A 26,692-nucleotide genomic window follows, 5' to 3' on the forward strand; every position below is an offset into this window, starting at 1 on the left:
TCAATCGGTCAGTGCTGAAGGGCCGCCAGGACGTCCCCGAGAGCCGTCGCGACGGCTCCGGGGGCTTCCACCGGCAGCAGATGGCCGACGTCAGGGACCGTCGTCAGGGTCGCGTGCGGGATGTGCGGCAGGAGGTGGTCACGCAAGACGCCCGGCGGCTCCACGAGGTCGTTCTCCCCGGCCAGCACCGTCACCGGGACCTCGATGTCGTGCGCGGCGAGGGTGATGTCGTGCGCGATGCTGTGCAGGGGCCACTCCTGCCGGGCCTCGGGCCCCGCGGCGAGGCTGTCGCGCACCGCGGTGGCCCGCACCGCCGCGGGCAGTGGTGTGGCGGTCAGGACGTGGTCGAGGGCGTGCCGCACCGTCTCGGCCGAGTCGTAAGCGTGTGACAGGCCCTGCCGGTACTCCTCGGTCACCGTGGCGGGCGGCTGCGGCGGTGCGGGGGCGACGAGCACCAGGCCGACCAGCCCGGACGGCCTGCGGGCGGCGACGAGCTGGCTCACCTTGCCGCCCATCGAGTGGCCGACGAGGACGAACGGCCCCGGCACCCGCGTCCCGGCCACCCGGGCGAGATCGTCGGCGAGCTGGTCGAGGTGATACGGCCCGGGCAGCGCCCGCGAGGTGCCCCAGCCGCGCTGGTCGTAGCGGACCGTCGCCTGTGTGGGCGGCAGGTGTCCGAGCACACCGTTCCAGGTGTCCGCGGAGCCGCCCCAATAGTGGACGAACACCAGCGTCGGCCCCGTGTGGCCCCCCGTGCGCACATCGAGGGACCCGCCCGCCACGGGAACCGTCCTTGTCTTTTCCGTCATCATCGCGCCTTTCCTGTGGGCTGCGGAAGGCGGCTCCCGCCGTCCGTAAGATGCAGCCCCGACGGTAGGCGGGGGCATGCCCGCCCCTTGGCGGAAAGGAACGCATTCCTTGTGGAAAACGGACACGGCGCCGTGCGGCAACTGCGCTACCTGCCCGCCGTCGGATCGGCGTACGGGGTGGAGACGCTCACCTTCGCCGCGCTGCGTGCGATGGACGTCCACCAGCGTCGCGTCCAGCCGCAACGCCCCGACTTCCATGTGTTCGCGCTGGTCGGCTCCGGAGCCGGCGCCCATGAGGCGGACTTTCACGACTACCGGCTGGGGGAAGGCAGCGCCGTGTGGATCCGGCCGGGCATGGTGCACCGCTGGAGCGACATCGACGGCTGCGACGGCCCACTGATCCTCTTCCGGCCCGGTGCTCTGCACGGCTTCACCACCGCGGAGGCCAGCACACCGGTGTGCTGGCAGCTGGACCGGCAACGCCTGCCCCTCGCGCTGCTCGCGGCCGACCACCTCGGCCACGAGCACGGCGCGGCGGTGCACACGCCACGCCTGGCGTCCCCCGCGCTGCTCTCCCACCTGCTGGCGGCCCTGATCCTGCGCGCGCTCCCCGACACCCCTGCCGCAACCGGCGCGACACGGTCCGGCGGCCCCCGCGCCGAGGTGTTTCGCGTCTACCGGGCCAGCGTCGAAGAGCACTTCACCGACTGGCACCACGTGGCCGACTACGCGCGGGCACTCGGCTACGACGTGCGCACCCTCACCCGGGCAACGCACGCCGCCGCCGGTACCGGCGCCAAGGAATTCCTCGACCAGCGCATCCTGCTGGAAGCCAAGAGGCTGCTGGCCCACACCGATGTGCCGGTCCGCAGCTGCGCCCGGCGCCTCGGCTTCCGGGACGTCGGCAACTTCACCACGTTCTTCCGACGCCAGGTCAACACTCCCCCGGCTGCCTGGCGCGCCGCGTACAGCACAGCCGGTGCACGCGGCGTCTGACCCGCGTCGCCACCAGGTCCGCGGCCCGGAGCACCCATTGCACGGGATCCGTGGCCGGAGTATCTCCATGGAGATCGCTACCGGCGGATGGTGGCGGCTGCGGGCGCCGGGTCGGGCTCGGCCGAGCCAGGCCCGCTGCGCCCGAGCCGGTGGAACGCCCGGTTGAAGTAGACGAGGCTCTGGCCGTCCGCTCGGGTGCGGATGCCGTCGATGGTGGCGAAGAGCACGCTGTGGGTGCCCATCGGGACCGTGTGCGTGATCGTGCCGGTCGCGGTCACCAGGGCGTCCTTGAGGACCGGGACCTCCTGGGTGGGGTCCCAGATGTCCCAGGTGAAGCGCTCCGCCATGGACACCTTCGTGGCACCGGCGAAGTGCAGGGCCAGGTCCTGCTGTTCGCCACCGAGGACGTTCACACAGACCCGGCCGTTGGCCCGGAACACATCGTGCATGGCGCTGCCCCGGTTGACGCAGACCAGGACGGTCGGCGGGTCGTCGGTGACGGAGCACACGGCGCTCACGGTGATACCGCAGCGGCCGTTCGGTCCGTCCGTCGTCAGGATGTTGACGGCCGCCGGGAGGTGCGCCATCGCCTCCCGGAAATCGGCCTGGCTGGGGGTCTGACCGGGGATCTGATTGGGGGTCACAGCGGTGCCGCTCCTCTCCTGTGTCATCCGGACCATCAGCGCATGTACATGCCGCCGTTGGCGTCCCAGCACGCTCCGGTGACCGTGTCCGCGTGTTCCGCCGCGAGGAGTACGGCCATGTCCGCGATGAACTCGGGCCGCCCGAGCCGCCCCACGGGAATCGACTCCTCGATGCGGGCGAGCTGGTCCGGCGGCATCAGCTCGCGCACGATGGGCAGATCCTGCGCTCCTGGGGCGATCGCGTTGACCGTCACCCCCTGCGGGCCGAGTTCGCGGGCGAAGACCTTGGTCAGGGTGGTCACCGCGCCCTTGGCGGCCGCGTAGTGGCCACCGGTGCCGGAGCCGCCGTTCTGACCGGCGAGGGAGGCGATGTTGACGATACGTCCATGGCCGCGCCCGGCGAAGTAGGCGCCGAAGACCTGGCAGCCGAAGAACGTGCCGTCGAGGTTGGACGACACGACCGAGCCGAAGCTGTCGGGGGTGATCTCCATCAGTGGCTCGACCTTGGAGTGCCCGGCGTTGTTGACCAGGACGTGGACGGCGTCCCAACGCTCGACGAGCTGGTCGCGGACGCGTACGAAGGCGTCCTTGTCGCGCACGTCGAGGCCGAGGCCGATGGCCTTCCGCCCGGTCGGGTCGAGGTCCGCCGCGGCCTTGACGGCGGCCTCCCCGTCCAGGTCGGTCAGGGCGACGCGGTAGCCCGCGGCGCACATCCGGCCCGCGATGCAGGCGCCGAGCCCACGGGCCGCGCCCGTGACGAGCGCGACACGTCCGGGGGCCGGGGTCATCGGGTGGCCTCCGGCTCCGGCAGCGGGCGGCCGACGCGTGCCTCGATCTTCATGTAGCGCCACAGCCCGTACTCGCCGACCTGGACGGTCCGGAAGAGGTTGCAGGCCTCGGCGACCGTGGGCTGGTCGGCCACGTCGGCGAGGACGTACGAGGTCCACGGCCAGGAGCCGGAGGGGCCGACCATGTGCTGGTCGTCGTCCATGGTGCCGAGGACGGTCACCCCGGGCAGCTCGCGCAGCCGGGTGAGCATGGTCATGAAGCCGTCCCAGACCATCTTTCCCCGCCCGGTGGGCAGGTCGAAGAAGTTCTGGTTGACGCCGATACAGAAGAGCACGCGCAGGGGCGCGGGAGTGGCATCCGCCATGGGACAGGTTCCTTTGTTTCTCGTGGAGTTGGTGTTCTACAGGAAGCCGGGGAAGGGCTGGACGCCCATGAGCACGGCCCCCGCGCCGTCGTACATGCCCTCCTGGAGGAAGGCGTGCTGCGGGACCACCGAGGCGTCGCGCAGATAGCGCTGCATGGGGCTGCCGTCGGCGATGGCGGCGATGCCGCTGAGCTGATACGCGGCCCGGACGACCTCGAAGGACGCCTTCGCGAGATGGGTGGAGGCGAGCCGTAGCAGTGCGATCTGCCGGGCGCTCGCGTGGCCGACCGCCCGCACCGTGTCCCAGGTTTCCTCGGTGGCCTCGTAGAAGAAGGCGCGCGCGGACCGGAGTTGGGCTTCGGCCTGGCCGACGGCGATGCGGTAGGTGGCGCGTTCGGCGGGCTTCGGGGCGCCGGTGTAGCCCGCGCGGCCCCCGGCGGCGATGGCCTGGTCGAGCGCGGCACGCGCCACGCCGAGGCCGACGACGGCCAGCACCTGGGCGGCGTACGGGACGGCCGGATAGTGGTACAGCGCCTCGTCCACGGTGGGTTCGCCACCGCGTACGAACGTCCACTCCTCGGGGACGATCGCGCCGTCCACCACCAGGTCGTGGCTGCCGGTGCCGCGCAGGCCGACGACGTCCCAGTTCTCGGCGATCCGCACCTGCCCGGGCCGCAGCACGGCGGTCAGCGGTCGACCGGTGGTGTCCTCACCGGCCTTGATACCCACGCCCAGGACATCCGCGCCGGTGCAGCCGCTGGCGAACTTCCACCGGCCGCTGACCCGGTAGCCGCCCTCGACGCGCTCGGCGGGCTGCACCGGGAAGAGTCCCCCGGCGAAGACCACATCGGGGCCGTCGGCGTACAGCTCGGCCTGGGTCTCCAGTGGCAGCGCGGCCAGGTAGACGAGGGACGAGCCGAAACTGGCGACCCAGCCCGCCGAGCCGTCGACGGCCGAGATCCGTTCGATGAGCGAGAGGAATCGTGGGGGCGGAAGGGCGTCGCCACCGAATCGCTTCGGTGTGCTCGCCCGGTAGATGCCCGCGCGTTTGAACGCGTCGATCACATCCCGTGGGACATGCCGCTTCTCCTCGAATTCCGGCTGCCGTTCGGCCACCACGGCCAGCACTTCGTCGATGTGGGTCATGTCCGGGGTCATGTCCGGGGTCATGTCCGGGGAATCCAGCGACTGCGTCATGGACGATGCTCCTCGCGTAGCCCGGCGGTTGCCTCCCCCGCCTGGCGACGACGCTACGCCCGGCAACGGGCCCTCTGCCATGGGGGATTCGGAGGCGTCCCGTAGGGGATTTCCCCTACCCGAACCGCTCGGCCACCGGCAGCGTGAAGCGGAAGACCGCGCCATGCGGCTGGTTCGGACCGGCGTCGATCCGGCCGCCGTGGCGGGTGATGATGCGGTGGCTCAGCGCCAGGCCGATGCCGCTGCCGTTCTCCTTGGACGTGAACACCCCGTCGAAGACCCGGTCGCCGGGCGGCGGACCGTGCCCCCAGTCGCGTACGGACACTTCGGCGCCCCCGTCCTCCGCCGGACGCGTGGCGACGCACACCCTGCGCTCGGCAACCGGGCAACGCGCCATCTCGTCAACGGCGTTGAAGGCCAGGTTCATCACGACCTGCCCGATCAGCACGTTCTCACAGCGCACCGGCAGCGGCTCGTCGGTGAGGTCGAACGACACGGCCACCGAGTGCTCCCGCGCCCGCAGCTCGATGAAGTACGCGCAGTCGCGCACGATGGCGCCCAGGTCGGTCAGCCGCTCGGACTGTTCCAGCCTGCCCACGTAGCTCCGCAGGCTGCCCAGGATCCGGCGGGCCCGCTCGATCTGCCGGGCGGCGTTGTCCAGCCCCCAGGCCACGGACGCGTCGCCGTCTCCGCCGCCGAGGCGGCCGCGCGCTCCCTCGACGAAGTTGTACGCGGCAGCGAGCGGCTGGCTCACCTCGTGGGCGATCGCCATCGCCATGTCGCCCATGGCGTTGTACCGGGCGAGGTGGTCGAGGTGCTGGGTTTCGCGGCGGTGTTCCTCCTCCGCGCGGACCCGGTCGGTGATGTCGTGGAAGAGGAGCATCCGGCCGCGCAGATCGCTCTCGATGTCGATGTGCTGGCAGGTCGACGCGTACCAGCGGGGTACGCCACTGGGCCCGCCACCGGGTGCGGCGAAGCGGTAGCGCCCCTCGGCGGCCGGGATGGGCCCATCCACGCAGTAGTCGGCGAAATCCGCCCCGCGCAGACCCTCGCCGAGCTGCCGGACGGCCGACTCGCTCGCGAAGACGACCCGGCCCGCGTCGTCGAGGACGACGATGCCCTCGGCGAGACTTCCCAGGAAGGTGCGCAGCCTGCTCTCGGTGCGGCACAGATCGCGCCGGACCGCCATCTCGTCGGCGATGTCCCGGAACTGCACCATCACCACCGTCCGCCCCGGCAGGTCGACACGGATCGCGATCGCCTCGGTGAGAAACTCCTCGCCGGACTTGGCCCGGTAACACCATTCGGTGGCGCTGACCCCGTCCTCGACGGCACGCCCGAGCCAGCGGAGACCGAGTTCGCGGCTGTACTCGCGGGCGTTCCGGCTCATGTCCGGCGCCTTGAGCGGCTTCAGCTCGTCCACGGACCAGCCGAGCAGATCGCAGGCCGCCCGGTTCGCCCAGAGGATTTCGTAGGTGTCGGCGTCATGCAGCAGCACGCAGTACTTGAGGGATTGCATCAGCGCCCGGAAGTCGGCCGGTTCGACAGTGCTCATGTCGACAGTGCTCATGGGGCACCTTTCATCGGTCGGCGGCGGGCCGCAGCCCCAGCCTGAGCACATCACGCACGAGCGTGGCCATGCTCTGGGCACCGGTCTTCTCCCGGATCCGGGCGCGGTGGACGTCGATGGTCTTGGCGCTGATGCCGAGCCGCGCCGCGATCTGCTTGTTCGGCATGCCGTCGACGGCCAGCTCCAGCACCTCCCGTTCGCGGGAGGTCAGGCTGTCCAGTTTCCCGCGCAGCTCGCGCTGGACCGCGTCCCGCTCGAAGCGCTCCCGCGCGGTGCGCAGCGCGGCCTGCACGACGTCGAGCAGGTGCTGCGGGTCGTACGGCTTCTCCAGGAAGTCCACGGCGCCGTTCTGCATAGCGCGCACCGACATGCGGATGTCGCCGTGCGCGGAGACGAAGACCACGGGCAGCGGGGCGCCCGTCTCGTTCAGCAGCTGCTGGACGTCGAAACCGCTGAGTTCCGGCATGCGCACATCGAGGATCAGACAGGCGGGCCGGTCCCGGTCGTAGGAGCGCAGAAAGGTCCGGGCGTCCTGGAAGCGCTCGGAGCGGATGCCGACCGACTCCAGGAGCCAGGCCAGGGACTCGCTCAGCTCCTCGTCGTCGTCGAGGATGTACACGAGGGATGGCGGTGGGTTCCCGGTGCGCATGGTGCTCCCTCCCGACAGATGGCGGTCGGGAGGAGCGTAAACCTTTCCGTGGACGTGGCGCCGGGTACGTCGCGGGCGGCTCCGCCGTTGCATGGCGGAGCCAGGAGCTTGATGGTGATCCAGGTGTCGTATTCTCGCGGCGTGAGTGTGAGCGTGAGTGTGGGACGGGATGACGAGGGACCCGTCGCCGCCGATGCCCTGGGGCGGGTGACCTGGGCGCGGCGGAGGGCGGAGTGGGCCGTGCAGGCCCGGCGGCTGAACGTCACCCCGCAGGCGGTGGCCGATGTGGTCCGGGATGCGTGACCGGTCCCATCCCACGGCCTCGGGCGGCTCCGCACGCGGCGGGTCCGTCCCCGTGCTCGACCCCCTCGACCTGAAGGTTCTGCAGGCGCTGCAGCTCGACGGGCGCGCGCCGTTCAGCCGGATCGCCGATGTCCTCGGGGTCTCCGACCAGACGGTGGCGCGGCGGTACCGGCGGCTGCACAACACCGTCAACGTGCGTGTGCTCGGCATGACGGACGAGAACCGGCTCGGCCGCCAGACCTGGATCGTCCGGCTGCGCTGCGTGCCGGACGTGGCGGAGAACCTCGCGGACGCGCTCGCCAAACGCTCCGATACCCTCCATGTGACCCTGATCTCCGGTGGCACCGAGGTCGTCTGCGGCATGAAGCCCCGCAGCCGCAAGGAGCGGGACGAGCTGCTCTTCGGCCGGTTGCAACGCACCCGGCAGATCGTCAGCGTGACCGCCCAGTGTCTTCTGCACCCCTTCTTCGGCGGCTCGGCGGGCTGGCTCAACAAGGCCAACGCGCTCACCCCCGAGCAGGAGTCCGCTCTGCGGCCGCCCGCTCCGGAGCCGTTCGACGCCCCCGTCACCCTGGACGCGGCCGACGAGGCGCTTCTCGCGCTGCTCCGCCGCGACGGCCGGGCCACCCTCACCGACCTGCAAAAAGTCACCGGGCAGTCGGAATCGGCGGTCAAGCGGCGGCTGGAAGCGCTGCGTTCCACGGGCGTGCTGTACTTCGACGTGCAGTACGACCGCGAGTCGATCGGGCAGGACGTCAGCGCCATGCTCTGGCTCACGGTGGCGCCGCGCGCGCTCGACGATGTCGGCCGCAGCCTGGCCGCGCACCCGGAAGTGCACTTCGCGTCCGCCGCCACCGGCCAGGCCAACATCGTCGTCGCCGCCGGATTCCGGAGCCCCGACGAGCTGTACACCTACCTGAGCAGGACGATCGGCGCCCTCGACGGCGTCCAGGCGGTCGAGTCGTCTCTCGTCCTGCGTCAGGTCAAGCAGCTCACGTACGAACCGGAGCGCTGACCGGACGGCCGGTGCGCTCAGCCCCCGGGCTCAGCCCTCCGCGTGGGCCAGCTCCACGTCGTACGTGACCCCCGGGCCGTCCACGGCCAGCGGCGCCGCGACCGGCGGATAGCCGCTGGCGATCAGCGAGTACTCCCCCGCGTCCAGGTCGGTGAAGGCATAGACGCCGTCCGGCCCGGTGGTCGCCGTGCCGATCACGTTGCCCGCCGTGTCCACGAGCGTGACCCGCGCGTCGCCCAGCGGCTCGCGGTCGGCGCCCGCCCGTACGGTGCCCCGCAGCGTGGCGCCCGTACGCAGCGCCACGTTCAGCCGGGCGAGCCTGGCCCCCGACACCCGCACCGGGAGTGCGGCGGGCCGGTGTCCGGCCGCGTTCACCACCACCGTGACGTCGCCCTCCGGCAGCTCGCCGAACGCGAACTCACCGGCGGCGTCGGTCGTTTCAGCGGCCAGCGCCTCTCCCCGTACGTCCATCACCGCCACCGTGGCGCCCTCCACGGGCGCCTCGTCCCCGGCCGTGACCACCGTGCCGACCAGCCCGCTGATCACGGACAGCAGGGCGTCGTAGGACAGCGGCTCCTCGCCCACCACCACGGTGGACGCCTGCGGTTGGTGGCCCTCCGCCGCCGCGATCAGTACGTACGATCCCGCACCCGGCGCGTCCAGGCGGTAGCGGCCGCCGGAGCGCGCCACGGCCCGGCCCAGCTGCCGCCCGGCCAGGGAGATCAACGTCAGCGTGGCTCCCTCGACGGGTACCCCGGCGGTCCCCAGTATCCGGCCGTAGAGGACGGATCCCGAACCGCTGTCGGGAGCGAACGCGCCACCGCTCCCCGCCGAGCCGACCGCGCCGGACCGCCCCCGGGCCTGAGCACCGACCAGCTCCGGCTCCGACACGGACACCGACACCGGCTCCGACTCCGACTCCAACACCGGCTCGAACTCGGCGGCAGGCTCGGCGGTGGCAGGCGCCGTGCGCGGCGGAGTGCGCAGCAGTACGGCCCCGACGAGCGCGGCGAGCAGGGCCAGGCCCCCGGCCACCATCAGGCACAGCTGGAGGCCGTCGAGGAACGCCTCGCCCAGCGCGCCCATGGCCCGGCCGGTGTCCGCGCCCAGGTTCAGCCGGGCCGCCGCTCCCAGGCCGTCGGCGTTCACGGCGTCGGTGATCCGGTCCACCACCGGCCCGGTGACCCCGGCGTCGTGCAGATGGCCGGGCAGGGTGTCGGTGCTCTTGGTGGTCAGCAGGGTGCCCAGTACGGCCGGTCCGAGCGCGCCGCCGACCTGCCGGAAGGCGTTGTTGCCCGCCGACGCCATACCGGCCAGGTGGTGTGGCACCGCCGCGACCGCGGTGGCGGTCATGGGGGTGATCACCATGCCGAGGCCGAGGCCGAGCAGGGCCAGCCGCCAGGCCAGCGGGGTGAAGCCGGTCCCGGCGTCGATCGCGGTCAAGGAGAGCAGCGCGCCCACGGTGGCCAGCAGACCGGTGGTGATCATCACGCGAGGCGAGATCCGGTGCATCAGACGTCCCGCCAGCGCGCCCACGATCAGGCAGACCACGGTGACGGCCAGCATCCGGTACCCCGCGTGCAGCGTGTCCAGGCGCTGCACCAGGCCGAAGTAGAGGCTGAGGACGAAGAAGAAACCGATCAGCCCCAGGAAGGTGATCATGGCGATCAGGGTCGTGGCGCTGAAGGCCGCGCTGCGGAAGAGCGACAGGTCCAGCATCGGGCTGGCGCTGCGCCGTTCGGCCAGGACGAAGGCGACTGCGCTGAGCGCCGCCAGCGACAGGGCCGCGAGCACCCGCCCCTCGGAGAACGACGTGGCGCCGCCCTCGATGACGCCGTAGACCAGCGCGGTGATCGTCACCGCCGCGGTGATCTGACCGGGCCAGTCCAGCCTGCGCCCACCGGGAGCGCGGGAGTCGGTCACGAGCGGTGCCGCGACCAGGAGGGTGAGGACCGCGACCGGGATGGCGGGCAGATAGATCCAGCGCCAGGTGGTGTGGTCGAGGATCACACCGGCGAGCATGGGCCCGATGGCCAGCGCGGCCATCAGGGACGCCGCCCAGAGCCCGACGAACGTGGCGCGTTTGCGCGGGTCGGGCACGGCATGGCTGATCAGCGCCAGCGTCGACGGCAGCAGCGCGGCCGCGCCCAGACCGGCACACGCCTGCCCGGCCCACAGCACCTCGACCGAATCGGCCGACAGCGCGATGGCCCCTCCCGCGGCGGCCAGCACCAGACCGGCCAGATACACCTTCTTGCGGCCGTGTACATCGCCGAAGACCCCGGCGGTGAGGATGAACGCGGCCATGGGCAGCTGAAACGCCGACTGCACCCAGGTCAGCTGGGTGGTCGACGCGTGCAGGGCGTTCTGGATGGCGGGCAGGCTCACCGAGACGGTGGTCACTGGCAGATAGGCGACGAACATCCCGAGGCACGCCATGACCAGCGTGGCCACTTGCCGTTCTCTCGGCTCGTTCATCGTGGGTGTGGCGTTCACGGACCTCTCCCTTGGCGGCGCGGCGATGCCGCACTCGACTGGCACCGCCGCCACCTTCCGGCCACCGCCTCCGCCAGATCCAGCCACACCCGCCAGGACCGGGAAAACCGACATCCGAAGCGGGCTTATGGAGGTTTTCCGACGACGCGCCGCCCCGTCACCGCTCGGCGGGGGCCGGGACCAGACCGTCCGCCACCAGCCCGGCGAGGACCGCCTCGCTCAGGGCCTGGACGGCGGACTGCGGCCGGACCATGACCGTGAACTCCTTGATCCGGCCGGTGTCGTCGAAGTGCAGCAGATCGATGCCGTGTATCTGCTTACCGCCCACGGCGGCCCGGAAGAGCAGGACCGCCGAGTCGGAGACACCGCCGTCTGCGCTCGTCTCGGCGGTGCCGTCGTGGTGGCCGGTGTAGCGGAAGTCCTCGAAGGTGCGCAGCAGGACCCCGAAGAGGCCCAGCACCAGGGGCTTGCCCTCGAACGGGGTGAACTTCACGGGGCTGTAGAAGCGGATGTCGTCGGTGAACAGGTCGTCCAGGGCGGCCAGGTCGCGGTTGTCGACGGCGGCGCGGAAGCGTGCTGCGGTCGCGGTTGCGGCTGTGGTCATGGTTCTCACCTCGTACTCAGGAATACGGATCGTCAGTTCGCTCAGTATGAGGCGCCGTTGATTCGCACCCCGGCCGATGCGCGCCATCCCAGCCTGCGGGACACGGCCAGCCCGGAGGCGATGACGGCCGGGCGTACCGTCCGCAGGTCGACCGATCCGGCGCTCACGACGACGGACAGGGCCGCGACCACCTCGCCGTCGGCGTCGATGACGCGCGTGGCCACCGACTCGACCCCCGGGGTCGTTTCCTCGCGGACGACGGCCACGCCGGTCTCGCGGCACTCGGCCAGCAGCGCCCGCAGCCGCGCCGGATCGGTGACGGTGCGCTCGGTGTACGCCCGCAGACCCCGCGCGACGACCTGGTCCAGCAGCGCGGGACCGGCGTGGGCCAGCAGCACCTTGCCCACGCCGGAGCAGTGCAGCGGCAGCCTGCCGCCGATCTTCGACATGACGTCCACCGCGTGGCCCGACGACAGCCGCTCGACGAGCAGCGCCTCGGTGCCCTCCAGCACCGCGAGCTGGACGTGCTGGCGCAGCGCCGTGTGCAGGTCGTCCATGTAGGGGAGCGCGACGGTGCGCAGCGGCACGCTCAGCGGCGCCAGGGTGCCCAGTTGCCACAGCCGCAGCCCGACGGTGAAACCGCCGTCCGGCGCCCGGTCCAGCGCCCCGGCGCCGACCAGCTCCAGCGCCAGCCGGCGCACGGTGGCATGGGGCAGCCCCGTCTCCCGGGCCAGGTCGGCGAGGGTGAGCCGGGACCGGCCGGGCCGGAACGCGAAGAGCACATCGAAGAGCCGGGAACTCACGCTGCGCCCGGGCTGGTTCGTACGCGGCATCAGGCCTCCGCTCCCCAGGACGGCGGCCGGAAAAGGACGTCCATTGAATGAACATAGCCGCTCCCGGCGGTGCGGCGCATCGATGAGGATCGGGGTCTCACCAGGACGTTCACCTTGAGGCTGAGGAGCCGCCGCATGCCCGACCTCGCACCCGGCCCGCGGATCGCGATCATCGGAGGTGGCATCGGGGGTCTCGCCACGGCCGCCTTCCTGCGCCGCGCCGGACTGACCGCCACCGTCTACGAGCAGGCCCCCGCGCTCGCCGAGGTCGGCGCCGGGCTCGTCGTGGCGCCCAACGCCGTACGGCTGCTACGCCGTCTCGACACCATGGAACGGTTCCTCCGCCGGGCCGTACCGCTCGACTGGGGCTGGGAGTTCCGGCGCTGGGCGGACGGGAGCGTGCTCTCGGTGGAGCATCTGGACGGGGTGTGCGAGCGGCTCTACGGCGAGCGCACGTACGTCACCCACCGGGCCGATCTGCTCGACGCCGTCAGGGCGGCCGTGCCCGGCGCGTGGATCCGGCTGGGCGCGCGCTGCACCTCGGTCGCGGCGCACCCGGACGGCGCGCTGCTGCGCTTCGCCGACGGCAGCCACGCCGAGGCCGATGTCGTGATCGGCGCCGACGGTGTGCACTCCGTCGTCCGCGGCGCGGTGGCCGAGCCCGCGCCGCCGGAGTACTCCGGCCTCTGTGCCTTCCGTACCATCGTGCCCGCTGAGGACGCGCCCGACTTCGCCCTGCGCCCCGCCCAGACGCTCTGGCTCGGCCCGGGTCGGCACTTCGTGCACTACCCGATCGCGGGAGGGCGGGCGGTCAACGTGTTCGCCGCCGCCCCTGCCGGGGACGGCCTCGACGAGTCCTGGAGCGCGACGGCCACCATCGAGGAGTTCCGTGCCGAGTTCGCCGACTGGGACCCCCGGGTGACGGACCTCATCGCCTCCGGCGGCGTCCCCGGGCGCTGGGCGCTGCTGGACCGGGCGCCCCTGCGGCGCTGGAGCCGGGGCCGGATCACCCTGCTCGGTGACGCGGCGCACCCCATGTTCCCCTTCTTCGCCCAGGGCGCGGCCCAGTCCATCGAGGACGCCGCGGTGCTGGCGCGCCACCTCGCCGCGTCGCCGGACGACCCCGGGCAGGCGCTGCTGCGGTACGAGGCGGCCCGTATCGACCGTACGACGCGCCTCCAGCAGGTCAGCCACGCCCGCCGGGACGTCAACCACCTGCCCGACGGGCCCGCGCAGCGGGAGCGCGACGCAGCGCTCGCCGGGTCCGACCCCCTGGTGGGCAACGGCTGGATCTACGGTTACGACGCGGAGGCGGCGCCCACCTCCTGACCTGGGGCGCTCGGCGGAGCGGAGGGCGGTTGTAAGGTCGTCCGTGTGACAGCGGAGGAGACGACGTCAGGAAAGTCGGCGGCACCGTCCGGCAGACAGCAGCGCCGGAGGCGCCCCGAGGATCCCAGTCGTCGGCGGGACCCCGTGGGCACGCGGCGGGCCATTCTGACCGCGGCCGGTACGGAGTTCGGCACCCATGGTTTCGACGGCGCCCGGGTCGTCCGTATCGCGGAGGCGGCCGGGGTCAGCCATCAGCTGATCACCTACTACTTCGGGAGCAAACGCGGGCTGTACGAGGCGCTGAGCGAGCAGTGGCTGGAGACCGCCATGCCGCTCGACCACGCCCTCCCCTACGCCGAGGCGGTGCGGCGCTTTGTCTATATGGCCCGTGAGGATCCGGGGTGGGTCCATACGCTGACGCGCGAAGAGCCCGGCACCCCGCCGCCCGCGGAGGACGAACGGGCCGCCGAGCTGCTGAAAAGTGTCCAGGAGCTGCGCACGCGGCAGGCGCGTGGCGAGTTCCGCGGTGACCTCGACGTCGGGGCGGTGTCCCTCGCCTTCTTCGCGGCCTCGATCGCCCCGGTGGCCCTCCCCTGGATCGCGCGTGAGTTCACCCAGCAGGACCCCGCGTCGCAGGAGTTCATCGACCACTACGCCGAGCAGGTGGCCCGGATCATCTCCGCGCTCGCCGAGGCGCCGGGGGCGGCGGGAGCGGTGAACGGCGCGGCGGAGGGCAGCGCGGTGGAGGACGGCGAGCCCGGGGAGTGACGGGCGCTCAGCCCGGCGGGAGCCGCCGGGCCAGCTGCATATGGGCCAGCTGCCAGCCGCCCGACGCCGCCGTCACCCAGACCCGGCTGACGGCGGCCTGGATGACGAACGGCGTCAGCTCGGGTACGAAGGCCACGCGCATCTCCTGCAGAGCGCTGACCACGGCCGTGGTGGCGAACCGCTGGACGGTCACGTCGTAGGTGTCCACCCGGCTGGTCCGGCCCAGCCGGGCCGCGTACCGCAGCCAGTCGTCCACCCCGTGGATATGGCCGACCGCCGAGTGCACGACCACGCAGTCGGGACGCATCAGGGCGCGCAGACTCGGCTCCGGGTCCGGGAGGGTCTGCGCCGCGAGCCAGGCGGCCTCGGCCTCCTCGACCGTGGCCGGGGCGGCGGGGTGGCCGGTCGGCCCCGGCGATGAGGTGGTCACAGTTCCAGCTCCAGGATCGGGGACTTGGACCGCGATGAGCACGGGGCGAACAGGCCCTCGGCGCGCTCGCCGTCGGTCAGGACGTCGTCGCGGTGGTCGGGCTCGCCGGAGCGCACCCGTACGACGCACTCGCCGCAGATGCCCTGCCCGCAGGAGTAGGGCGCGTCGACCCCGTTCGCCAGGAGGACGTCGAGGATGTTCTGGTCCTCGGGGACGGGGTATTCCGCTCCCGTCGAGGCCAGCCGGACCGTGAATCCGCCCTCGTCTCCCCCGCCCGGCGCCTCGGTGGCCGCCGTGGCGGGAGCCGTGGCGCTGAAGCGCTCCGTGTGCAGGGCGGCGGCGGGCCATCCCAGCTGGGCCGCCCGGCCCAGGGCGTAGTCCATGAACCCGCCGGGTCCGCAGACGTAGACCGCGGTGTCGGGGACGGGTTCCCCCACGTCGCGTGCCAGGTCGAGGAGTTGGTCCGGGGCCTGGTCGTCGAAGTGGAGGGTGACCCGTGGATGGTGTTCCAGCTCGGGGACGAACGCCGCGTCGGTCCGGCTGCGGGCGCAGTAGTGCAGGTGGTAGTCGGCGCCGGTGGCGTCGAGGGTCTGTGCCATCGACAGCAGCGGGGTGATGCCGATGCCGCCCGCGAGGAGCAGATGGCGTCGCGCGGGCGCCAGGCCGAAGCGGTTCCTCGGCGGGGCGATCCGTAGCGTGTCGCCCTCGGCGAGGGCGTGCATGGCGTGTGAACCACCGCGCGACGAGGGCTCGTTGAGCACCGCGAGCCGGTACTGCTTACGGCTGCCCGGGGGGCCGCACAGGGAGTACTGGCGGATCAGCCCCGGCTCGCCGATGTGTATGTCGATGTGTGCTCCGGCCTCGTACTCCCACAGCTCGCCGCCGTCGGCCCGGGCGAGGTCGAAGACCGCGATGCGCGGGGTGGCGTCGTAGCGGGCCACCACGACCGCGTCCGTCCAGGTGTTCCTCACGCCGCGGTCACGCCCCCGCCGCCGTGGGCGTGGCCGCCGCGTCCGGGGTGTCGTCCCCGGGCTCGCGCCGGATGACGGCACCGGCTTCCACGTGGCGGACCGGATCGCCGGGCGCCCCGACACCGAGCGGTGTCCGGCCCGCCTCGACGTCGTCCATCATCGTGCGCAGCATGCGCCGGAGCATGACCACGCCGCGGTCGGACGGGGCCAGGGTCTCCTCGGAGTGCTGGGTGATGTCGCCCTGGGACCACTGGGCCTCGTAGTCGCCGGGGAAGCGCTGACGCTCCTCGTCGGTCATCTCCCAGTTGTCCTTGCCGTTCTGCTTGATGCCGGAGACGAAGGACTCGAGGCGGCTCGGGTCGGCGGAGCGGATGGAGAAGACCAGCCGGTGGTGGGTGTCATCGGCGGGGACCACCCAGATCAGCATGTCGTGGCGGGCGTCGGGGGTCACCCGGACGAAGTCGGGCAGGGCGATGATGTTCGGCAGATGCAGCTCCACCGACCAGTCGATGTCCACCAGCACCCCGTCGGGGCCCTTGGTGTCCTGGTAGCGCTGGATGTACTTCACGCCGTGGTCGGTGCGGTGGTAGGTCAGGCGCTCGGCGACGGTGCCCGGGTCGTAGAAGTCCTCCGGGAAGCCGGTGGTGCCGGTCCCCTGGAACTGGAAGCCGCTGTGGGTGGAGTGGAGCCAGGAGGCGTGCACGGGGTCGACGGCGTTCTCGTACAACTGGAGCCAGTTGTAGTCCTGTTCCATGCCGATGACCTCGGCGCCGGGCACCGTCCAGCTGGTGTAGTAGCTCTCCCCCTCGCCGAGTGGCTCCAGGCTGTCGAAGCGCGGCAGCGGGGGCTTGTGCTCGGGCGGGCCCATGTAGACGAAGACCAGTCCGTACCGCTCTTCCACCGGGTACCACGGCTGGCGAGCGAGGTTGCGGCGGCGGCCGCCGTCGAGTTCACAGGCCTGTTCCAGGCAGTGGCCGCGGACGTCGAACTTCCAGCCGTGGTAGCAGCAGCGGATGCCGTCCTCCTCGACGCGGCCGTAGAAGAGGCTGCTGCCGCGGTGCGCACACCGCTCGAAGACCACGCCGGGGCGGCCCTGGCCGTCCCGGAAGACGATCAGGTTCTCGCCCAGGAGGCGGGCGCGGTGCGGTACATCGCTGGTGAGCGCGGTGGAGCTGGCGATCGGCTGCCAGTAGCGGCGCAGCGCCTCGCCCATCGGGGTGCCGGGGCCGACCTCGGTCAGCCGGGCGTCGTGGGAGGAGGGTTTGCGACCGTAGCCGGTTCCCGTGTCGGTCGCGGTGGTGTCGGTCATGCTGACCGTTGTACGTCCCTGATGAAAAACTGTCAACGGCGCTGACCTGCTTTGATGAATTACTTGCAGACCCTTTCGGGTCGCCAGGACGTCCTGTTACGTTGGCTCCGCGCCGAGGCGACGAGCCGCTCACCCAGCACCGCCGTCTCGTGCTCGCACCCCCCGAACGCGCCGCGCGAGCGACGGCCTTCCGTGCTTCCCCACGCCCGCTTCCCGCACGCGTTCCTCCAGAGCCGCACCACAGCCGAAGGAGACGATGATGTCTGGATCCCCCGCATGAGCGCCGGACACGGCGCCGAGTACGACTACCTCGTCGTCGGAGCGGGCACGGCCGGTTGCGTCCTCGCCGCACGCCTGTCCGCCGACACCGGGACACGTGTGCTGCTGATCGAGGCCGGTCCGCCCGCGGACCGCGGCCTGCTGGTCCAAATGCCCCTGGGCGTCGGCCTGTTGTCGGGCCGCAAGGGGATCGGCTGGGGATACGAGACGGAGCCCGAGCCGGGGCTGAACGGGCGACGCGTTCCGGTGCCCCGTGGACGGCTGGTCGGCGGCACCGGTTCGATCAACGGCTCGACCCATGTCCGCGCCCACCGGCTCGACTACGACGACTGGGCCGCGTCCGGCGCGACCGGCTGGGGCTGGGACGACCTCGTGCCCTACTTCCGCCGCTCCGAGCACAGTTGGCGCGGCGACACCGACCACCACGGCGGCTACGGGCCCGTCACCGTGTCCACCTCCCCCGGACGAACCACCTTCGGCCGACGGCTCGACCGCGCCGCCCGGTCGCTGGGCATCGCGTTCCCCGACGACACCCAGAGCGGCGACCCCACCGGCGCGGGCCAGGACGAAACCGCCATCCACCGCGGCAGGCGCCACAGCACCGCGGCCGCCTATCTGCGTCCCGCGCTGCGGCGGCGACCTCATCTCACCCTGCTCACCGGGGTGTTGGCGGACCGGCTCATCGTGGAGAACGGACGCGCCACCGGCGTACGGATCGTGAAAGACGGCCGGAGCCGGGTGGTCCGGGCGGCCCGCGAGGTGGTGCTCTGCGGTGGCACGTACAACTCGCCGCAGCTGCTGATGCGTTCGGGCATCGGCCCGGCCGACCACCTGCGCGAGCATGGCGTGGACACGGTGGTGGACCTTCCCGGCGTCGGCGCCAATCTGCGGGAGCATCCGGCCGCGCCCGTGCTCTTCGACGTCAAGGACCCGGTGACCTTCCACGAGCACCTGCGCGCGGACCGTCTGGTGCGCCACGCGCTGCGCTGGCTCGTCGCCGGGAGCGGACCGCTGGCCCAGATGCCCGAGTTCCTGTCGGCGTACGTGCGCACCCGGCCCGAACTGGACCGGCCCGACGGGTTCCTCGGCATCCTGGCCGGTGGCTTCGACGCCCGGCCGTGGTTTCCCGGTGTCCGGCCGCTGCGCAACCGCCACTGCATGGCCCTCAACGCCGTCGCCACCCCGCGCAGCCGGGGCGAGGTCCGGCTGCGGTCCGCCGACCCGGCGGCGCCGCCGCGCATCACGTTCAACCTGCTCACCGAGGCGGAGGACATGGCCACCCTGCGGGAAACCGTACGCACCACGCTGGCCATCCTGCGCAGCCCCGAGGTCGCCCCGATGATCGGGGCGGAACTCGCACCGGGCCCCGATGTACGCGACGACCAGGATCTCGACCGCTATCTGCGGGAGACCGGCTACTCCGCCAACCACGCCTGCGGCACCTGCGCCATCGGCACCTCCGAGGACGCCGTGGTCAACCCCGCTCTGCGGGTCCGCGGCGTCGAGGGGCTGCGGGTCGTCGACGCGTCGGTGCTGCCGAGCGTGCCCGGCGCGAACATCAACGCCACCGTCATCGCCGTCGCCGAGAAGGCGTCGGACCTGATCCGCGGGGTCCCGGCGGCCCCGGCGGTCCCGGCCGCATCCGCCACGTACGCCGCCCCGCTCTCCGAGAGGACCGCAGGATGAGGGAACCCCTGACCTACGCCATCGCGCATGGCGCGGCCGAGGCCGCGCTGACGGCGGCCCGGGCCGAGGGCGCGCGGATTTGCGTCGTGGTCGTCAACCGAAGTGGCATCACCAAGGTGCTGCTCGGTGACGACGGAGTCGGCCCCATCGGGGTCGAGACCGCGCGGCGCAAGGCCTACACCGCCGCCGTCACCGGCATGGCCACCTCCGCGTTCGCGGCGCTCGCCACGGACCCGGCCATGGCCGCCGCCCCGCCCCAGCTGGTCGACGGCAATCTGCTGCCGGTGCCCGGGGGACAGCCGGTGGTCGTGGACGACGGCGAGGTCATCGGTGGCATCGGCGTCGGTGGCGCCGACGGAGCCACCGACGACCGCCTCGCGGTGGAGGCGCTGAAGAGCATCACAGGGCTGCTGGCGTAAGCGCGAACGCACCAGCCCGCCTCAGAGAACTACAGCCGAAGGAGCACACGATGATCGAAGATGTCCTGGTGGTCGAGGGCGTGGCCCACGACTACAACTTCCTGCCCGAGAACTGCGTCGACCCGGCCTTCGGCCGCGCGATCGGCGAGCACATGTACCACCAGCACCAGAAGTTCGGCGGGCCCGAGTACGCCATCGAGAAGTCCCTCTACCTGGACCACGGCGCGGGCGCCGAGGCCATCGGGCGGTCGATCCTGGCGGAGAGCCAGTCCGACGTCATCGTCTACCACGAGACCCCGATCTACGGACACTTCCGCGACGGCGGCTCACGCCTGTCCAGCGGCCTGGCGATGCGGGAGCTGTGGCCGAACCGGGTGCTGGTCTACGGCGCGGTGTCCCCGCTGCGGCCGGGCGCGGTGGACCGGGTCGACGAACTGGTCGACGAGCACCGGGTGAACGCGCTCAAGCTCTACCCGATCGACTTGGTCGAGGGCCGGGTCACCTCGCTGGACATGAGCGATCCGGAGGTGTGCTACCCGGTGTTCGAGCGGGCCCTGGAGCGCGGGCTGAAGGTCGTGGGGATCCACAAGGCGCTCCCGGTCGGCCCCGGCCCGGCCCACGCGCTGCGCATCGACGACATCGAGGGCGCCGCGGCGGCGTTCCCCGATCTGACCTTCGAGGTGGTGCACGGCGGGCTGGCGTTCGTCGAGGAAACCGCGATGCTGATGGAGTGCGCCCCGAACGTCGTGGTCAACCTGGAGGTGACCTCCGCCCTGGCACGCACCGCGCCGCGCCGGTTCGCCGAAGCGATCGGGGCCTTCCTCGCGGTCCCGGGCGGGGCCGAGCGCGTCATCTGGGGCACCGGGGTCATCGCGGCCCATCCGCGCCCGCTGATCGAGGCGTTCTGGGATCTCGAAACACCGCGGGACCTGATCGAGGAACGTGGCATCGAGCCGCTGACCAGGGAAGCGAAGCAGAACATCCTCGGCCGCAACTTCCTGCGGCTGCACGGCATCGACGAGGACACGCTGCGGGCCACGATCGCGGGCGACGAGTTCGACACCACCGAGCTGGCCGAGCCCTGGGGTGGGAAGACCGAGTCCGCGGCGGCGGTGGTGGCCTGATGAGTGGCGTCACCGAGGCCCGGGTCCGGGAGGTGCTCAACGGCATCACCGACCCGTGCAGCATCACCGCCGGTGTCCCGGCCGGGATGGACGACATGGGGCTGATCAGTGACATTCAGGTGGGCGACGACGGGGCGGGCGGGCAGCGGGTCAGTGTGCTGTTCGGGCTCACCGACCCCACCTGCATGCTGCTGGGCTCGTTCGCCAACGAGGCACGCGAACGGCTCGCCGCGCTGCCGGGTGTCACCGGTGTCGACGTCACGCTGGACCATGAGATGGAGTGGACCCCGGACATGCTCGCCCCGCACTATCAGCGGCGGCTCGACGAACACCGCGAGCGAAGGCGCCGTACGCTCCCTCTGCTGGCCGTGACCGCGCCGGGGCGAGCCGGTGACCGTGACCAGTGACCTCACGCGGGTGCGGGCGAACAACGCCGACGTCATGGGCCGTTTCATGGAAGGACTCAGTCAGGCGCCGCGTCCCCCCGAGACGGCCGCCCCGGCCGACGTCCGGGTGGTGCGCGACCTCGCGTACGGCACGGACCTGCGGATGGACCTGTATCTGCCGCAGGCCGCGCCGACGCCCACACCGGTGATCGTGTGGCTCGCGGGCGGCGGCTGGCGCAACCAACGACGGGGTTACGGGCCACGGTTGACCCGGCTCTTCGCCGAACGCGGATACGCCATGGCGGACATCGACTACCGGTCCTCCGAGGTGTCCCCCTGGCCCGCCCAGCTGCACGACGTCCTCGCCGCGCTGCGCCACCTGCGGGGCATCGCGGACATCTATGCCCTGGACCCGGCGTCGATCGGGCTGTGGGGCAGCTCGGCCGGTGCGCATCTGGCACTGCTCGCGGCATTCGCGGCCGACACCGACGGCTCCCCCGAGGCGCCCGGTGTACGCGCCGTGGTGGCGGGCTATCCGCCGACCGATCTGCTGTGTCTCAACGACGACGCCCTGCCCGGTGGGGTGCTGGGCGTGGACTCATCCGATCCGGCCTGGGGTCTGCTGGGCGGACGCCCGGCGGACCGGGCCGCCACCGCCGTCGAGGCCAGCCCGGCCCGGCAGGTCCACCCGCGCGTACCGCCCGTGCTCCTGCTGCACGGCGACGCCGACCTCCTCATCGGACCGGCCCAGAGCCAGCGGCTCCACGACGCGCTGCGCACGGCGGGCGCCGAGTCCCATCTGCTGCTGGTCCACGGCGCCGGCCACGGCTTCCTCAACACCGGCGACTGGGAAATACACCCGAGGACGGCCACCGCGCTGTCGTCCCGCGCCCCGGACACCGAACGTTCCGTCACCCTGACCCCCGCCCTGATCGAGCGCTTCTTCGACCGCCATCTGCGAACGGACCCCTGGCATGTCTGACACCCCGCCGCGCCTGGACGACATGGGCCGAGCCCTCTCCCGTCTCGCGCTGGCCGCCGTCTTCGTCTCCGGAGGCCGCCATGTGTGGCGGCACCCGGACGGCCCCGCGCAGGGGGCGGAAACCTTCCTCAAGCGATGCCGTCGCTCGGTGCCGCTCCTGGACCGGCTCACCGACCGGCAGCTGGTCCGCGCCAACGCGGCCGTCCATGTCACCGCGGGAGCCGCGCTGGCGGCCGGGATCGCCCCCGCGGCCTGCGCGACGGCACTCACCGGCTCGCTGGTCCCCACGACGCTCGCCGCCTTCCCCTTCTGGACCCAGCCCGAAGGTCCCCAACGCGCCCACCAGAAAGGCGACTTCCTCAAGAACCTGGCCCTCGCCGGGGGCCTGCTCGCCATCGTCGTCCACAACGGGCGGCACACCCGGCGCACCTCCGGGTAGGACAACCACCACGCCCACGTCAGGAGGGACCTCACCATGACCGCCCCCACCCCCGCGGAGCCGGACCGGCAGCGTCAGCGTCGGATCGAGGACGAGCTGCTGCGCACGGTGCTCGCCTCGTTCGAGAACACGCCGGACGCCCGGCTCAAGGACCTCATGCAGGGCCTGGTGCGCCATCTGCACGCCTTCATCCGCGAGGTCCGCCTCACCGAAGCCGAATGGCAGCAGGCCATCGACTTCCTGACCGCCACCGGACACATCACCACCGACCGCCGCCAGGAGTTCGTGCTGCTGTCCGATGTCCTCGGCGCCTCGATGCAGACCATCAACGTCAACCACGAGGCCACCGCGGGCGCCACCGAGGCCACCGTGGTCGGCCCGTTCTTCGTGGCGGGCTCCCCCGAGATCCCCCTGGGCGGCGACATGGCCGCGGGCGCCCCGGGAGAGCCCTGCTGGGTGGAGGGGACCGTCACCGACACCGAGGGCAACCCCGTGTCCGGCGCGCGCCTCGAGGTGTGGGAAGCCGACGAGGACGGCCTCTACGATGTGCAGCGCGACGGCGACCAGCTGGCGGGCCGCGCCCATCTGCACACCGACGACCAGGGCGGTTACGCGTTCTGGGGGCTCACCCCGACCCCGTACCCCATCCCCCACGACGGACCCGTGGGGGACCTGCTCGACAAGACCGCGCGCTCGCCCCTGCGCGCGTCCCATCTGCACTTCAAGGCCACCGCACCCGGGCTGCGCACCCTCGTCACCCATATCTTTGTCGAGGGCGATGAGCTGCTGGGCTCCGACGCCGTGTTCGGCGTCAAGGAATCCCTCGTCAAACGCTTCGAACGGCAGCCGGTCGGCACACCGACACCCGACGGGCGCGATCTGCCGGGGCGGAGCTGGTCCCGGGTGCGGTTCGACATCCGGCTCGCCCCGCAGCGGGCATGACCTACGGAAGGAGCGGTTCTCGTGCGGTTCGAGCATGAAACCCTGGCGCAGCGCGTGTGTTTCGCACCCGGCGACGCTCCGGCGGCGGTGCGCGCCGAGGTGGAGCGGCTGGGCGGCTCACGGGTAATGGTGATCGCGGCGCGCACGGCGGCGGGCCTCGCCGAGAAGGTCACCGCCCAGGTGCCGGTCGTGGTCCGCCACGACGAGGTGGTGATGCACGTTCCGGTCGCGTCGGCCGAGCGGGCGCGCGCCGTGGCGGCCGCGCACGAGGTGGACCTGCTGGTCAGCGTCGGCGGGGGCTCGACCACCGGGCTCGCCAAGGCGGTCGCGCTGACCACCGGGCTCCCCATCGTGGCCGTCCCCACGACGTACGCGGGATCGGAGGCCACCAGCGTCTGGGGGCTGACCGAGGGGGCGCGCAAGAACACCGGTGTGGACGCGCGGGTGCTGCCTCGGGCGGTCGTCTACGACGCGACGCTGACCCGGTCGCTGCCGGTGGCGATGAGCGTGGCGTCGGGGCTGAACGCGCTCGCCCACTGCGTGGACTCGATGTGGGCGCCCCGCGCCGACCCGGTGGACCGGGCGCTGGCGGGAGAGGGCATCCGCGCGCTGGCGGCCGGGCTGCCGTCCGTCGTGGCCGACCCGGCCGGGCTCGACGGCCGCGAACAGGTCCTGTACGGGGCGTACTTGTCGGCGGTGGCGTTCTCCTCGGCGGGTTCGGGGCTGCATCACAAGATCTGTCATGTGCTGGGAGGCGCGTACGAGCTGCCGCACGCGCAGACCCATGCGGTCGTGCTGCCGTATGTGCTGGCGTTCAACGCGCCCGCCGCGCCGGAGGCCGAGCGCCGGATCGCGGAGGCGTTCGGTGCCACGTCGGCGCTGGAGGGCCTGCGGCGGCTGCGCCGTGCGGTGGACGCGCCGATCGCACTGCGCGACCACGGGTTCGACGAGGCCGACATCGACGATGCCGTGCGCGCGATCCTGGAGGTGGTCCCGGCGGACAATCCGCGTGCCGTGACCGCCGATGATCTGCGGCGGCTGTTGCGCGCCGCGTGGCAGGGTGCCGACCCGTCGAGTCAGTGGTGACCGGCCGATGAGGGCGCCGTCCGGACGCGTACGGGCAGGGAGGTCCACGAGCGCAACGTGTTGTTGGGGTGGCGGAGCGGTCTGCCGTCGAGTTCGATCCGCTGGACGCGGCGGGCCAGGGCGGTCAGCAACGCCTCGGCCTCCAGACGGGCCACGTGCTGGCCGACGCACTGGTGCAGGCCCATGCCGAAGCCGACGTGGCCGGAGGGGTCACGGGTGAGGTCGAAGCGGTCGGGGTCGTGCCAGCGGCGCGGATCGCGGTTGGCCGCGCCGAGGAACATGAGGATCTTCGTGCCCTCGGGGACGACCGTCCCGGCGAGGGTGACATCGGTGGTGGCGGTGCGGAAGAAGGTCTGCACGGGTGACTGCCAGCGGACCGCCTCGTCGAAGGCGGTCCGCGCCAACTCCTGTCGCCCCCGCAGCCGTTGCCATGCGCCGGGGTGGGTGGCGAAGGCGTACAGACAGGCCGCCAGGCCGTGCACGGTGGTGTCGATGCCCGCGGTGAGCAGGGACCGCACCACCAGCGGCGCCTGTTCGTGGGTGAGATCGCCACGGTCGGCGGCCGCCCAGATCTGAGCGCCGAAGCCATCCTCGCTCAGCGCCTCCCGGGCGCACTGGGCGTTCACCCACGCCGAAAGCTCTGGCCCCCGGTGGGCGTCGGCCGCGACGAGGTCGTTGCGCGGGCCGAAGGCATTGAAGGCCATGTTTCCGTACGGCAGGAGGTTGTCCCGGCCGTCGGGGCCGAGGCCCACCGCGTCGGGGAAGGCCCGCAGCGGAAACGCCTCCGCCAGCGCCGCGAAGGCATCGAACTCGGTTGCCTCGCCCAGGACTTGGTCGACCAGCTCCTCGGCCACCGTGGCCCACCGCGCGCGCAGTCGGCGCAGGGCGGGCGGGGCGAGAAGTTCGCTCAGCACCCGGCGGGGAGCGTCGTGGCGTGGCGGGTCGGCCTCCAGCAGCAGACTCGGCGGCCGCCATGGCTTCTCGTGGCGGAAGTTGGCCAGGCCCACGCCGGAGCCCGACGCGAAGTGCTGCCAGTCCGCCAGCGCGGTGCGCACCTGCTCGTAGCGGGCCAGCGCGTGGACGTCGTAGCGCGGCAGATAGACGACCGGACCGGCCTCGCGCAGGGCCCGCTGCAGCGGTTCGGGGTCCAGCAGGACGTCATGGGCGAACGGGTCGGCGTCGCTGACGGGCGGCGCGACGGTGTGCTCCAGTGCCTCGGACATGGCGGCTCCTTGGGAAACACTTTGGGAAACACCTTGGGAAACGTGTCAGAGATCGAGGACGAGACGGTCGCCGCCGGACCGGGAGACGCACACGACCATGCAGTCGTCCGCCTCCCGCTGATGGTCGGTGAGGATCGAGTCCCGGTGGTCGGGCCGCCCCTCCAGCACCGGCGTCAGACAGGTGCCGCAGGTCCCCCGCTCGCACGACGACAGCACGTCCGCTCCCGCGCGACGCACCGCCTCCAGCACCGAGACCTCCGGGGCGACGGTGACGGTGCGCCCGGTGCGACGCAGCTCGACCTCGAAGGAGGTCTCCCGCACGGGCGCGGTCCGCGCGGCACCGGTGAAGCGCTCGACGCGCAGGGCGTACGGCGGCCACGCGGCGCAGGCCGCTTCGACGGCGGCCAGCAGCGGGGCGGGGCCGCAGCAGTACACCTTCGTACCCGGTCGCGGTGTGTCCAGCAGACCCGCGAGGTCGGGAAGCTCCAGCTCGTCCTGCGGAACGACGCGCACCCGCTCCCCGTAGGCCTCCGTCAGCTCCTCCCGGAAGGCCATCGACGCCCGGCTCCTGCCTCCGTACACCAACTGCCAGTCGGCGCCCAGCAGTTCGGCCTGACGCACCATGGGCAGCAGCGGAGTGATGCCAATGCCACCGGCGATGAACAGGTACCTCTCCGACGGCACAAGGGGGAAGTGGTTGCGCGGGCCGCCGACCCCGACGCGATCCCCCGGGCCCAACCGGTCGTGCACATACGCGGATCCGCCACGCCCCGTAGGCTCCCTCAGGACGGCGATCCGGTAGGCGTACGCGTCCCACCGGTCGCCGCACAGGGAGTACTGCCGGACCGTCCCTCCCCCAAGCTCTCGGCTTCGCTCGAGCAGGGGGGACCCCCCTGGCAACACCAGGTCGATGTGGGAACCCGGTGTCCAGTCCGGCAACCGGCCACCGTCCGGACGTACGAGGGTGAGTGCCACGACGCCCTCGGCGACGCGCTCCTTCTCCGCAACCACGCCGATTCCGACCACGGTGCCGCCTCCCGTCGTTGGGGT

General features: G+C 72.1%; 28 protein-coding genes. 13 read left to right on the plus strand and 15 right to left on the minus strand.

Annotation, left to right across the window (positions count from 1 at the left end):
* Window positions 1-8 precede the first annotated feature (8 nt).
* Entirely contained in the window at window positions 9-812 is an 804-nt protein-coding gene (locus ACWC5C_RS31530) for an alpha/beta fold hydrolase (protein ID WP_450880950.1), read from the minus strand.
* A 108-nt stretch (window positions 813-920) separates the two neighbouring features.
* Here ACWC5C_RS31530 and ACWC5C_RS31535 point away from each other — a divergent pair, with 108 nt between their 5' ends.
* The gene (locus ACWC5C_RS31535; protein WP_450880952.1) at window positions 921-1,805 is read left to right on the plus strand and encodes a helix-turn-helix domain-containing protein; all 885 of its coding nucleotides are present in this window, start codon (window positions 921-923) and stop codon (window positions 1,803-1,805) included.
* 77 nt (window positions 1,806-1,882) lie between these two features.
* On the opposite strand, the gene ACWC5C_RS31540 is transcribed toward ACWC5C_RS31535, so the two are convergent.
* The 6 genes from ACWC5C_RS31540 to ACWC5C_RS31565 form a co-directional block, all read right to left on the minus strand.
* Entirely contained in the window at window positions 1,883-2,449 is a 567-nt protein-coding gene (locus tag ACWC5C_RS31540; RefSeq protein ID WP_450880954.1) for a flavin reductase, read from the minus strand.
* Between the two features lie 35 nt (window positions 2,450-2,484).
* On the minus strand, window positions 2,485-3,237 hold the full coding sequence (locus tag ACWC5C_RS31545; RefSeq protein ID WP_450880956.1) for an SDR family NAD(P)-dependent oxidoreductase: 753 nt from the start codon (window positions 3,235-3,237) through the stop codon (window positions 2,485-2,487).
* Window positions 3,234-3,602: a hypothetical protein gene (locus ACWC5C_RS31550; protein ID WP_450880958.1), complete on the minus strand. Its 369-nt coding sequence runs from the start codon at window positions 3,600-3,602 to the stop codon at window positions 3,234-3,236. Before ACWC5C_RS31550 ends, ACWC5C_RS31545 begins: the two co-directional genes overlap by 4 nt.
* Window positions 3,603-3,638: 36 nt before the next feature.
* On the minus strand, window positions 3,639-4,799 hold the full coding sequence (locus tag ACWC5C_RS31555) for an acyl-CoA dehydrogenase family protein (protein WP_450880960.1): 1,161 nt from the start codon (window positions 4,797-4,799) through the stop codon (window positions 3,639-3,641).
* Between the two features lie 115 nt (window positions 4,800-4,914).
* Window positions 4,915-6,369, minus strand: a complete 1,455-nt coding sequence (locus ACWC5C_RS31560; protein ID WP_450880962.1) for an ATP-binding protein — start codon at window positions 6,367-6,369, stop codon at window positions 4,915-4,917.
* Between the two features lie 10 nt (window positions 6,370-6,379).
* Window positions 6,380-7,018, minus strand: coding sequence for a response regulator transcription factor (locus tag ACWC5C_RS31565; RefSeq protein ID WP_450880964.1), 639 nt, complete (start codon window positions 7,016-7,018; stop codon window positions 6,380-6,382).
* Between the two features lie 141 nt (window positions 7,019-7,159).
* On the opposite strand from ACWC5C_RS31565, the gene ACWC5C_RS31570 reads away from it, so the two are divergent.
* Window positions 7,160-7,321 carry a hypothetical protein gene (locus tag ACWC5C_RS31570; protein ID WP_450880966.1) on the plus strand — a complete coding sequence of 54 codons (162 nt, stop codon included), beginning with the start codon at window positions 7,160-7,162 and terminating at the stop codon, window positions 7,319-7,321.
* Window positions 7,314-8,336 (plus strand): Lrp/AsnC family transcriptional regulator, encoded by a 1,023-nt coding sequence (locus ACWC5C_RS31575; RefSeq protein ID WP_450880968.1) that lies wholly within the window; start codon window positions 7,314-7,316, stop codon window positions 8,334-8,336. The genes ACWC5C_RS31570 and ACWC5C_RS31575 overlap by 8 nt, the downstream gene beginning before the upstream one ends.
* 30 nt (window positions 8,337-8,366) lie before the next feature.
* Here the strand turns inward: ACWC5C_RS31575 and ACWC5C_RS31580 are convergent, their stop codons facing one another.
* From ACWC5C_RS31580 to ACWC5C_RS31590, 3 genes are all read right to left on the minus strand, one after another.
* Window positions 8,367-10,814: an MFS transporter gene (locus ACWC5C_RS31580; RefSeq protein ID WP_450881117.1), complete on the minus strand. Its 2,448-nt coding sequence runs from the start codon at window positions 10,812-10,814 to the stop codon at window positions 8,367-8,369.
* 175 nt (window positions 10,815-10,989) lie between these two features.
* Window positions 10,990-11,436 carry a nuclear transport factor 2 family protein gene (locus ACWC5C_RS31585; RefSeq protein WP_450880970.1) on the minus strand — a complete coding sequence of 149 codons (447 nt, stop codon included), beginning with the start codon at window positions 11,434-11,436 and terminating at the stop codon, window positions 10,990-10,992.
* Window positions 11,437-11,477: 41 nt separating this feature from the next.
* On the minus strand, window positions 11,478-12,269 hold the full coding sequence (locus tag ACWC5C_RS31590) for an IclR family transcriptional regulator (RefSeq protein WP_450880972.1): 792 nt from the start codon (window positions 12,267-12,269) through the stop codon (window positions 11,478-11,480).
* Between the two features lie 135 nt (window positions 12,270-12,404).
* Between ACWC5C_RS31590 and ACWC5C_RS31595 the strand changes: the two genes are divergently transcribed.
* Together ACWC5C_RS31595 and ACWC5C_RS31600 are read left to right on the plus strand one after the other, a co-directional pair.
* Window positions 12,405-13,598 (plus strand): FAD-dependent monooxygenase, encoded by a 1,194-nt coding sequence (locus tag ACWC5C_RS31595; protein ID WP_450880974.1) that lies wholly within the window; start codon window positions 12,405-12,407, stop codon window positions 13,596-13,598.
* 144 nt (window positions 13,599-13,742) lie between these two features.
* A complete protein-coding gene (locus ACWC5C_RS31600) occupies window positions 13,743-14,366 on the plus strand; it encodes a TetR/AcrR family transcriptional regulator (protein ID WP_450880976.1) in 624 nt (207 codons plus the stop codon).
* A gap of 7 nt (window positions 14,367-14,373) precedes the next feature.
* On the opposite strand, the gene ACWC5C_RS31605 is transcribed toward ACWC5C_RS31600, so the two are convergent.
* Genes ACWC5C_RS31605 through ACWC5C_RS31615 form a run of 3 tightly spaced genes read right to left on the minus strand, consistent with a single transcriptional unit; the run spans window position 14,374 to window position 17,076 of the window.
* The gene (locus ACWC5C_RS31605; protein ID WP_450880978.1) at window positions 14,374-14,796 is read right to left on the minus strand and encodes a nuclear transport factor 2 family protein; all 423 of its coding nucleotides are present in this window, start codon (window positions 14,794-14,796) and stop codon (window positions 14,374-14,376) included.
* Complete coding sequence (locus tag ACWC5C_RS31610) at window positions 14,793-15,767, minus strand: PDR/VanB family oxidoreductase (RefSeq protein ID WP_450880980.1); 975 nt, start codon at window positions 15,765-15,767, stop codon at window positions 14,793-14,795. The genes ACWC5C_RS31605 and ACWC5C_RS31610 overlap by 4 nt, the downstream gene beginning before the upstream one ends.
* Window positions 15,768-15,774: 7 nt before the next feature.
* Complete coding sequence (locus ACWC5C_RS31615) at window positions 15,775-17,076, minus strand: Rieske 2Fe-2S domain-containing protein (protein WP_450880982.1); 1,302 nt, start codon at window positions 17,074-17,076, stop codon at window positions 15,775-15,777.
* A 276-nt stretch (window positions 17,077-17,352) separates the two neighbouring features.
* On the opposite strand from ACWC5C_RS31615, the gene ACWC5C_RS31620 reads away from it, so the two are divergent.
* Genes ACWC5C_RS31620 through ACWC5C_RS31655 form a run of 8 tightly spaced genes read left to right on the plus strand, consistent with a single transcriptional unit; the run spans window position 17,353 to window position 24,419 of the window.
* On the plus strand, window positions 17,353-19,041 hold the full coding sequence (locus ACWC5C_RS31620; RefSeq protein WP_450880984.1) for a GMC family oxidoreductase: 1,689 nt from the start codon (window positions 17,353-17,355) through the stop codon (window positions 19,039-19,041).
* Window positions 19,038-19,460, plus strand: coding sequence for a GlcG/HbpS family heme-binding protein (locus ACWC5C_RS31625; protein WP_450880986.1), 423 nt, complete (start codon window positions 19,038-19,040; stop codon window positions 19,458-19,460). Before ACWC5C_RS31620 ends, ACWC5C_RS31625 begins: the two co-directional genes overlap by 4 nt.
* A 50-nt stretch (window positions 19,461-19,510) precedes the next feature.
* Window positions 19,511-20,584 (plus strand): amidohydrolase family protein, encoded by a 1,074-nt coding sequence (locus ACWC5C_RS31630; protein WP_450880988.1) that lies wholly within the window; start codon window positions 19,511-19,513, stop codon window positions 20,582-20,584.
* Entirely contained in the window at window positions 20,584-20,991 is a 408-nt protein-coding gene (locus ACWC5C_RS31635) for a metal-sulfur cluster assembly factor (protein WP_450880990.1), read from the plus strand. The genes ACWC5C_RS31630 and ACWC5C_RS31635 overlap by 1 nt, the downstream gene beginning before the upstream one ends.
* Window positions 20,981-21,952 (plus strand): alpha/beta hydrolase fold domain-containing protein, encoded by a 972-nt coding sequence (locus ACWC5C_RS31640; protein WP_450880992.1) that lies wholly within the window; start codon window positions 20,981-20,983, stop codon window positions 21,950-21,952. The genes ACWC5C_RS31635 and ACWC5C_RS31640 overlap by 11 nt, the downstream gene beginning before the upstream one ends.
* Window positions 21,945-22,391: a hypothetical protein gene (locus tag ACWC5C_RS31645; RefSeq protein ID WP_450880994.1), complete on the plus strand. Its 447-nt coding sequence runs from the start codon at window positions 21,945-21,947 to the stop codon at window positions 22,389-22,391. Before ACWC5C_RS31640 ends, ACWC5C_RS31645 begins: the two co-directional genes overlap by 8 nt.
* A gap of 36 nt (window positions 22,392-22,427) precedes the next feature.
* On the plus strand, window positions 22,428-23,333 hold the full coding sequence (locus ACWC5C_RS31650; protein WP_450880996.1) for a dioxygenase family protein: 906 nt from the start codon (window positions 22,428-22,430) through the stop codon (window positions 23,331-23,333).
* Between the two features lie 21 nt (window positions 23,334-23,354).
* Complete coding sequence (locus tag ACWC5C_RS31655; RefSeq protein WP_450880998.1) at window positions 23,355-24,419, plus strand: maleylacetate reductase; 1,065 nt, start codon at window positions 23,355-23,357, stop codon at window positions 24,417-24,419.
* On the opposite strand, the gene ACWC5C_RS31660 is transcribed toward ACWC5C_RS31655, so the two are convergent.
* Complete coding sequence (locus ACWC5C_RS31660; protein WP_450881000.1) at window positions 24,410-25,642, minus strand: cytochrome P450; 1,233 nt, start codon at window positions 25,640-25,642, stop codon at window positions 24,410-24,412. The two genes, ACWC5C_RS31655 and ACWC5C_RS31660, sit on opposite strands and share 10 nt — an antisense overlap.
* Before the next feature lie 45 nt (window positions 25,643-25,687).
* A complete protein-coding gene (locus ACWC5C_RS31665) occupies window positions 25,688-26,668 on the minus strand; it encodes a PDR/VanB family oxidoreductase (protein WP_450881002.1) in 981 nt (326 codons plus the stop codon).
* Window positions 26,669-26,692: the final 24 nt, after the last annotated feature.

Source organism: Streptomyces sp. NPDC001700 (genome assembly GCF_053596435.1).

Coding starts and splice junctions, on each gene's coding strand:
- ACWC5C_RS31625 (WP_450880986.1), top strand. CDS start 19,038: ATGAGGGAACCCCTGACCTACGCCATCGCGCATGGCGCGGCCGAGGCC.
- ACWC5C_RS31560 (WP_450880962.1), bottom strand. CDS start 6,369: ATGAGCACTGTCGACATGAGCACTGTCGAACCGGCCGACTTCCGGGCG.
- ACWC5C_RS31590 (WP_450880972.1), bottom strand. CDS start 12,269: ATGCCGCGTACGAACCAGCCCGGGCGCAGCGTGAGTTCCCGGCTCTTC.
- ACWC5C_RS31555 (WP_450880960.1), bottom strand. CDS start 4,799: ATGACGCAGTCGCTGGATTCCCCGGACATGACCCCGGACATGACCCCG.
- ACWC5C_RS31575 (WP_450880968.1), top strand. CDS start 7,314: ATGCGTGACCGGTCCCATCCCACGGCCTCGGGCGGCTCCGCACGCGGC.
- ACWC5C_RS31565 (WP_450880964.1), bottom strand. CDS start 7,018: ATGCGCACCGGGAACCCACCGCCATCCCTCGTGTACATCCTCGACGAC.
- ACWC5C_RS31550 (WP_450880958.1), bottom strand. CDS start 3,602: ATGGCGGATGCCACTCCCGCGCCCCTGCGCGTGCTCTTCTGTATCGGC.
- ACWC5C_RS31595 (WP_450880974.1), top strand. CDS start 12,405: ATGCCCGACCTCGCACCCGGCCCGCGGATCGCGATCATCGGAGGTGGC.
- ACWC5C_RS31660 (WP_450881000.1), bottom strand. CDS start 25,642: ATGTCCGAGGCACTGGAGCACACCGTCGCGCCGCCCGTCAGCGACGCC.
- ACWC5C_RS31635 (WP_450880990.1), top strand. CDS start 20,584: ATGAGTGGCGTCACCGAGGCCCGGGTCCGGGAGGTGCTCAACGGCATC.
- ACWC5C_RS31650 (WP_450880996.1), top strand. CDS start 22,428: ATGACCGCCCCCACCCCCGCGGAGCCGGACCGGCAGCGTCAGCGTCGG.
- ACWC5C_RS31585 (WP_450880970.1), bottom strand. CDS start 11,436: ATGACCACAGCCGCAACCGCGACCGCAGCACGCTTCCGCGCCGCCGTC.
- ACWC5C_RS31630 (WP_450880988.1), top strand. CDS start 19,511: ATGATCGAAGATGTCCTGGTGGTCGAGGGCGTGGCCCACGACTACAAC.
- ACWC5C_RS31620 (WP_450880984.1), top strand. CDS start 17,353: ATGAGCGCCGGACACGGCGCCGAGTACGACTACCTCGTCGTCGGAGCG.
- ACWC5C_RS31645 (WP_450880994.1), top strand. CDS start 21,945: ATGTCTGACACCCCGCCGCGCCTGGACGACATGGGCCGAGCCCTCTCC.
- ACWC5C_RS31580 (WP_450881117.1), bottom strand. CDS start 10,814: ATGAACGAGCCGAGAGAACGGCAAGTGGCCACGCTGGTCATGGCGTGC.
- ACWC5C_RS31615 (WP_450880982.1), bottom strand. CDS start 17,076: ATGACCGACACCACCGCGACCGACACGGGAACCGGCTACGGTCGCAAA.
- ACWC5C_RS31545 (WP_450880956.1), bottom strand. CDS start 3,237: ATGACCCCGGCCCCCGGACGTGTCGCGCTCGTCACGGGCGCGGCCCGT.
- ACWC5C_RS31530 (WP_450880950.1), bottom strand. CDS start 812: ATGATGACGGAAAAGACAAGGACGGTTCCCGTGGCGGGCGGGTCCCTC.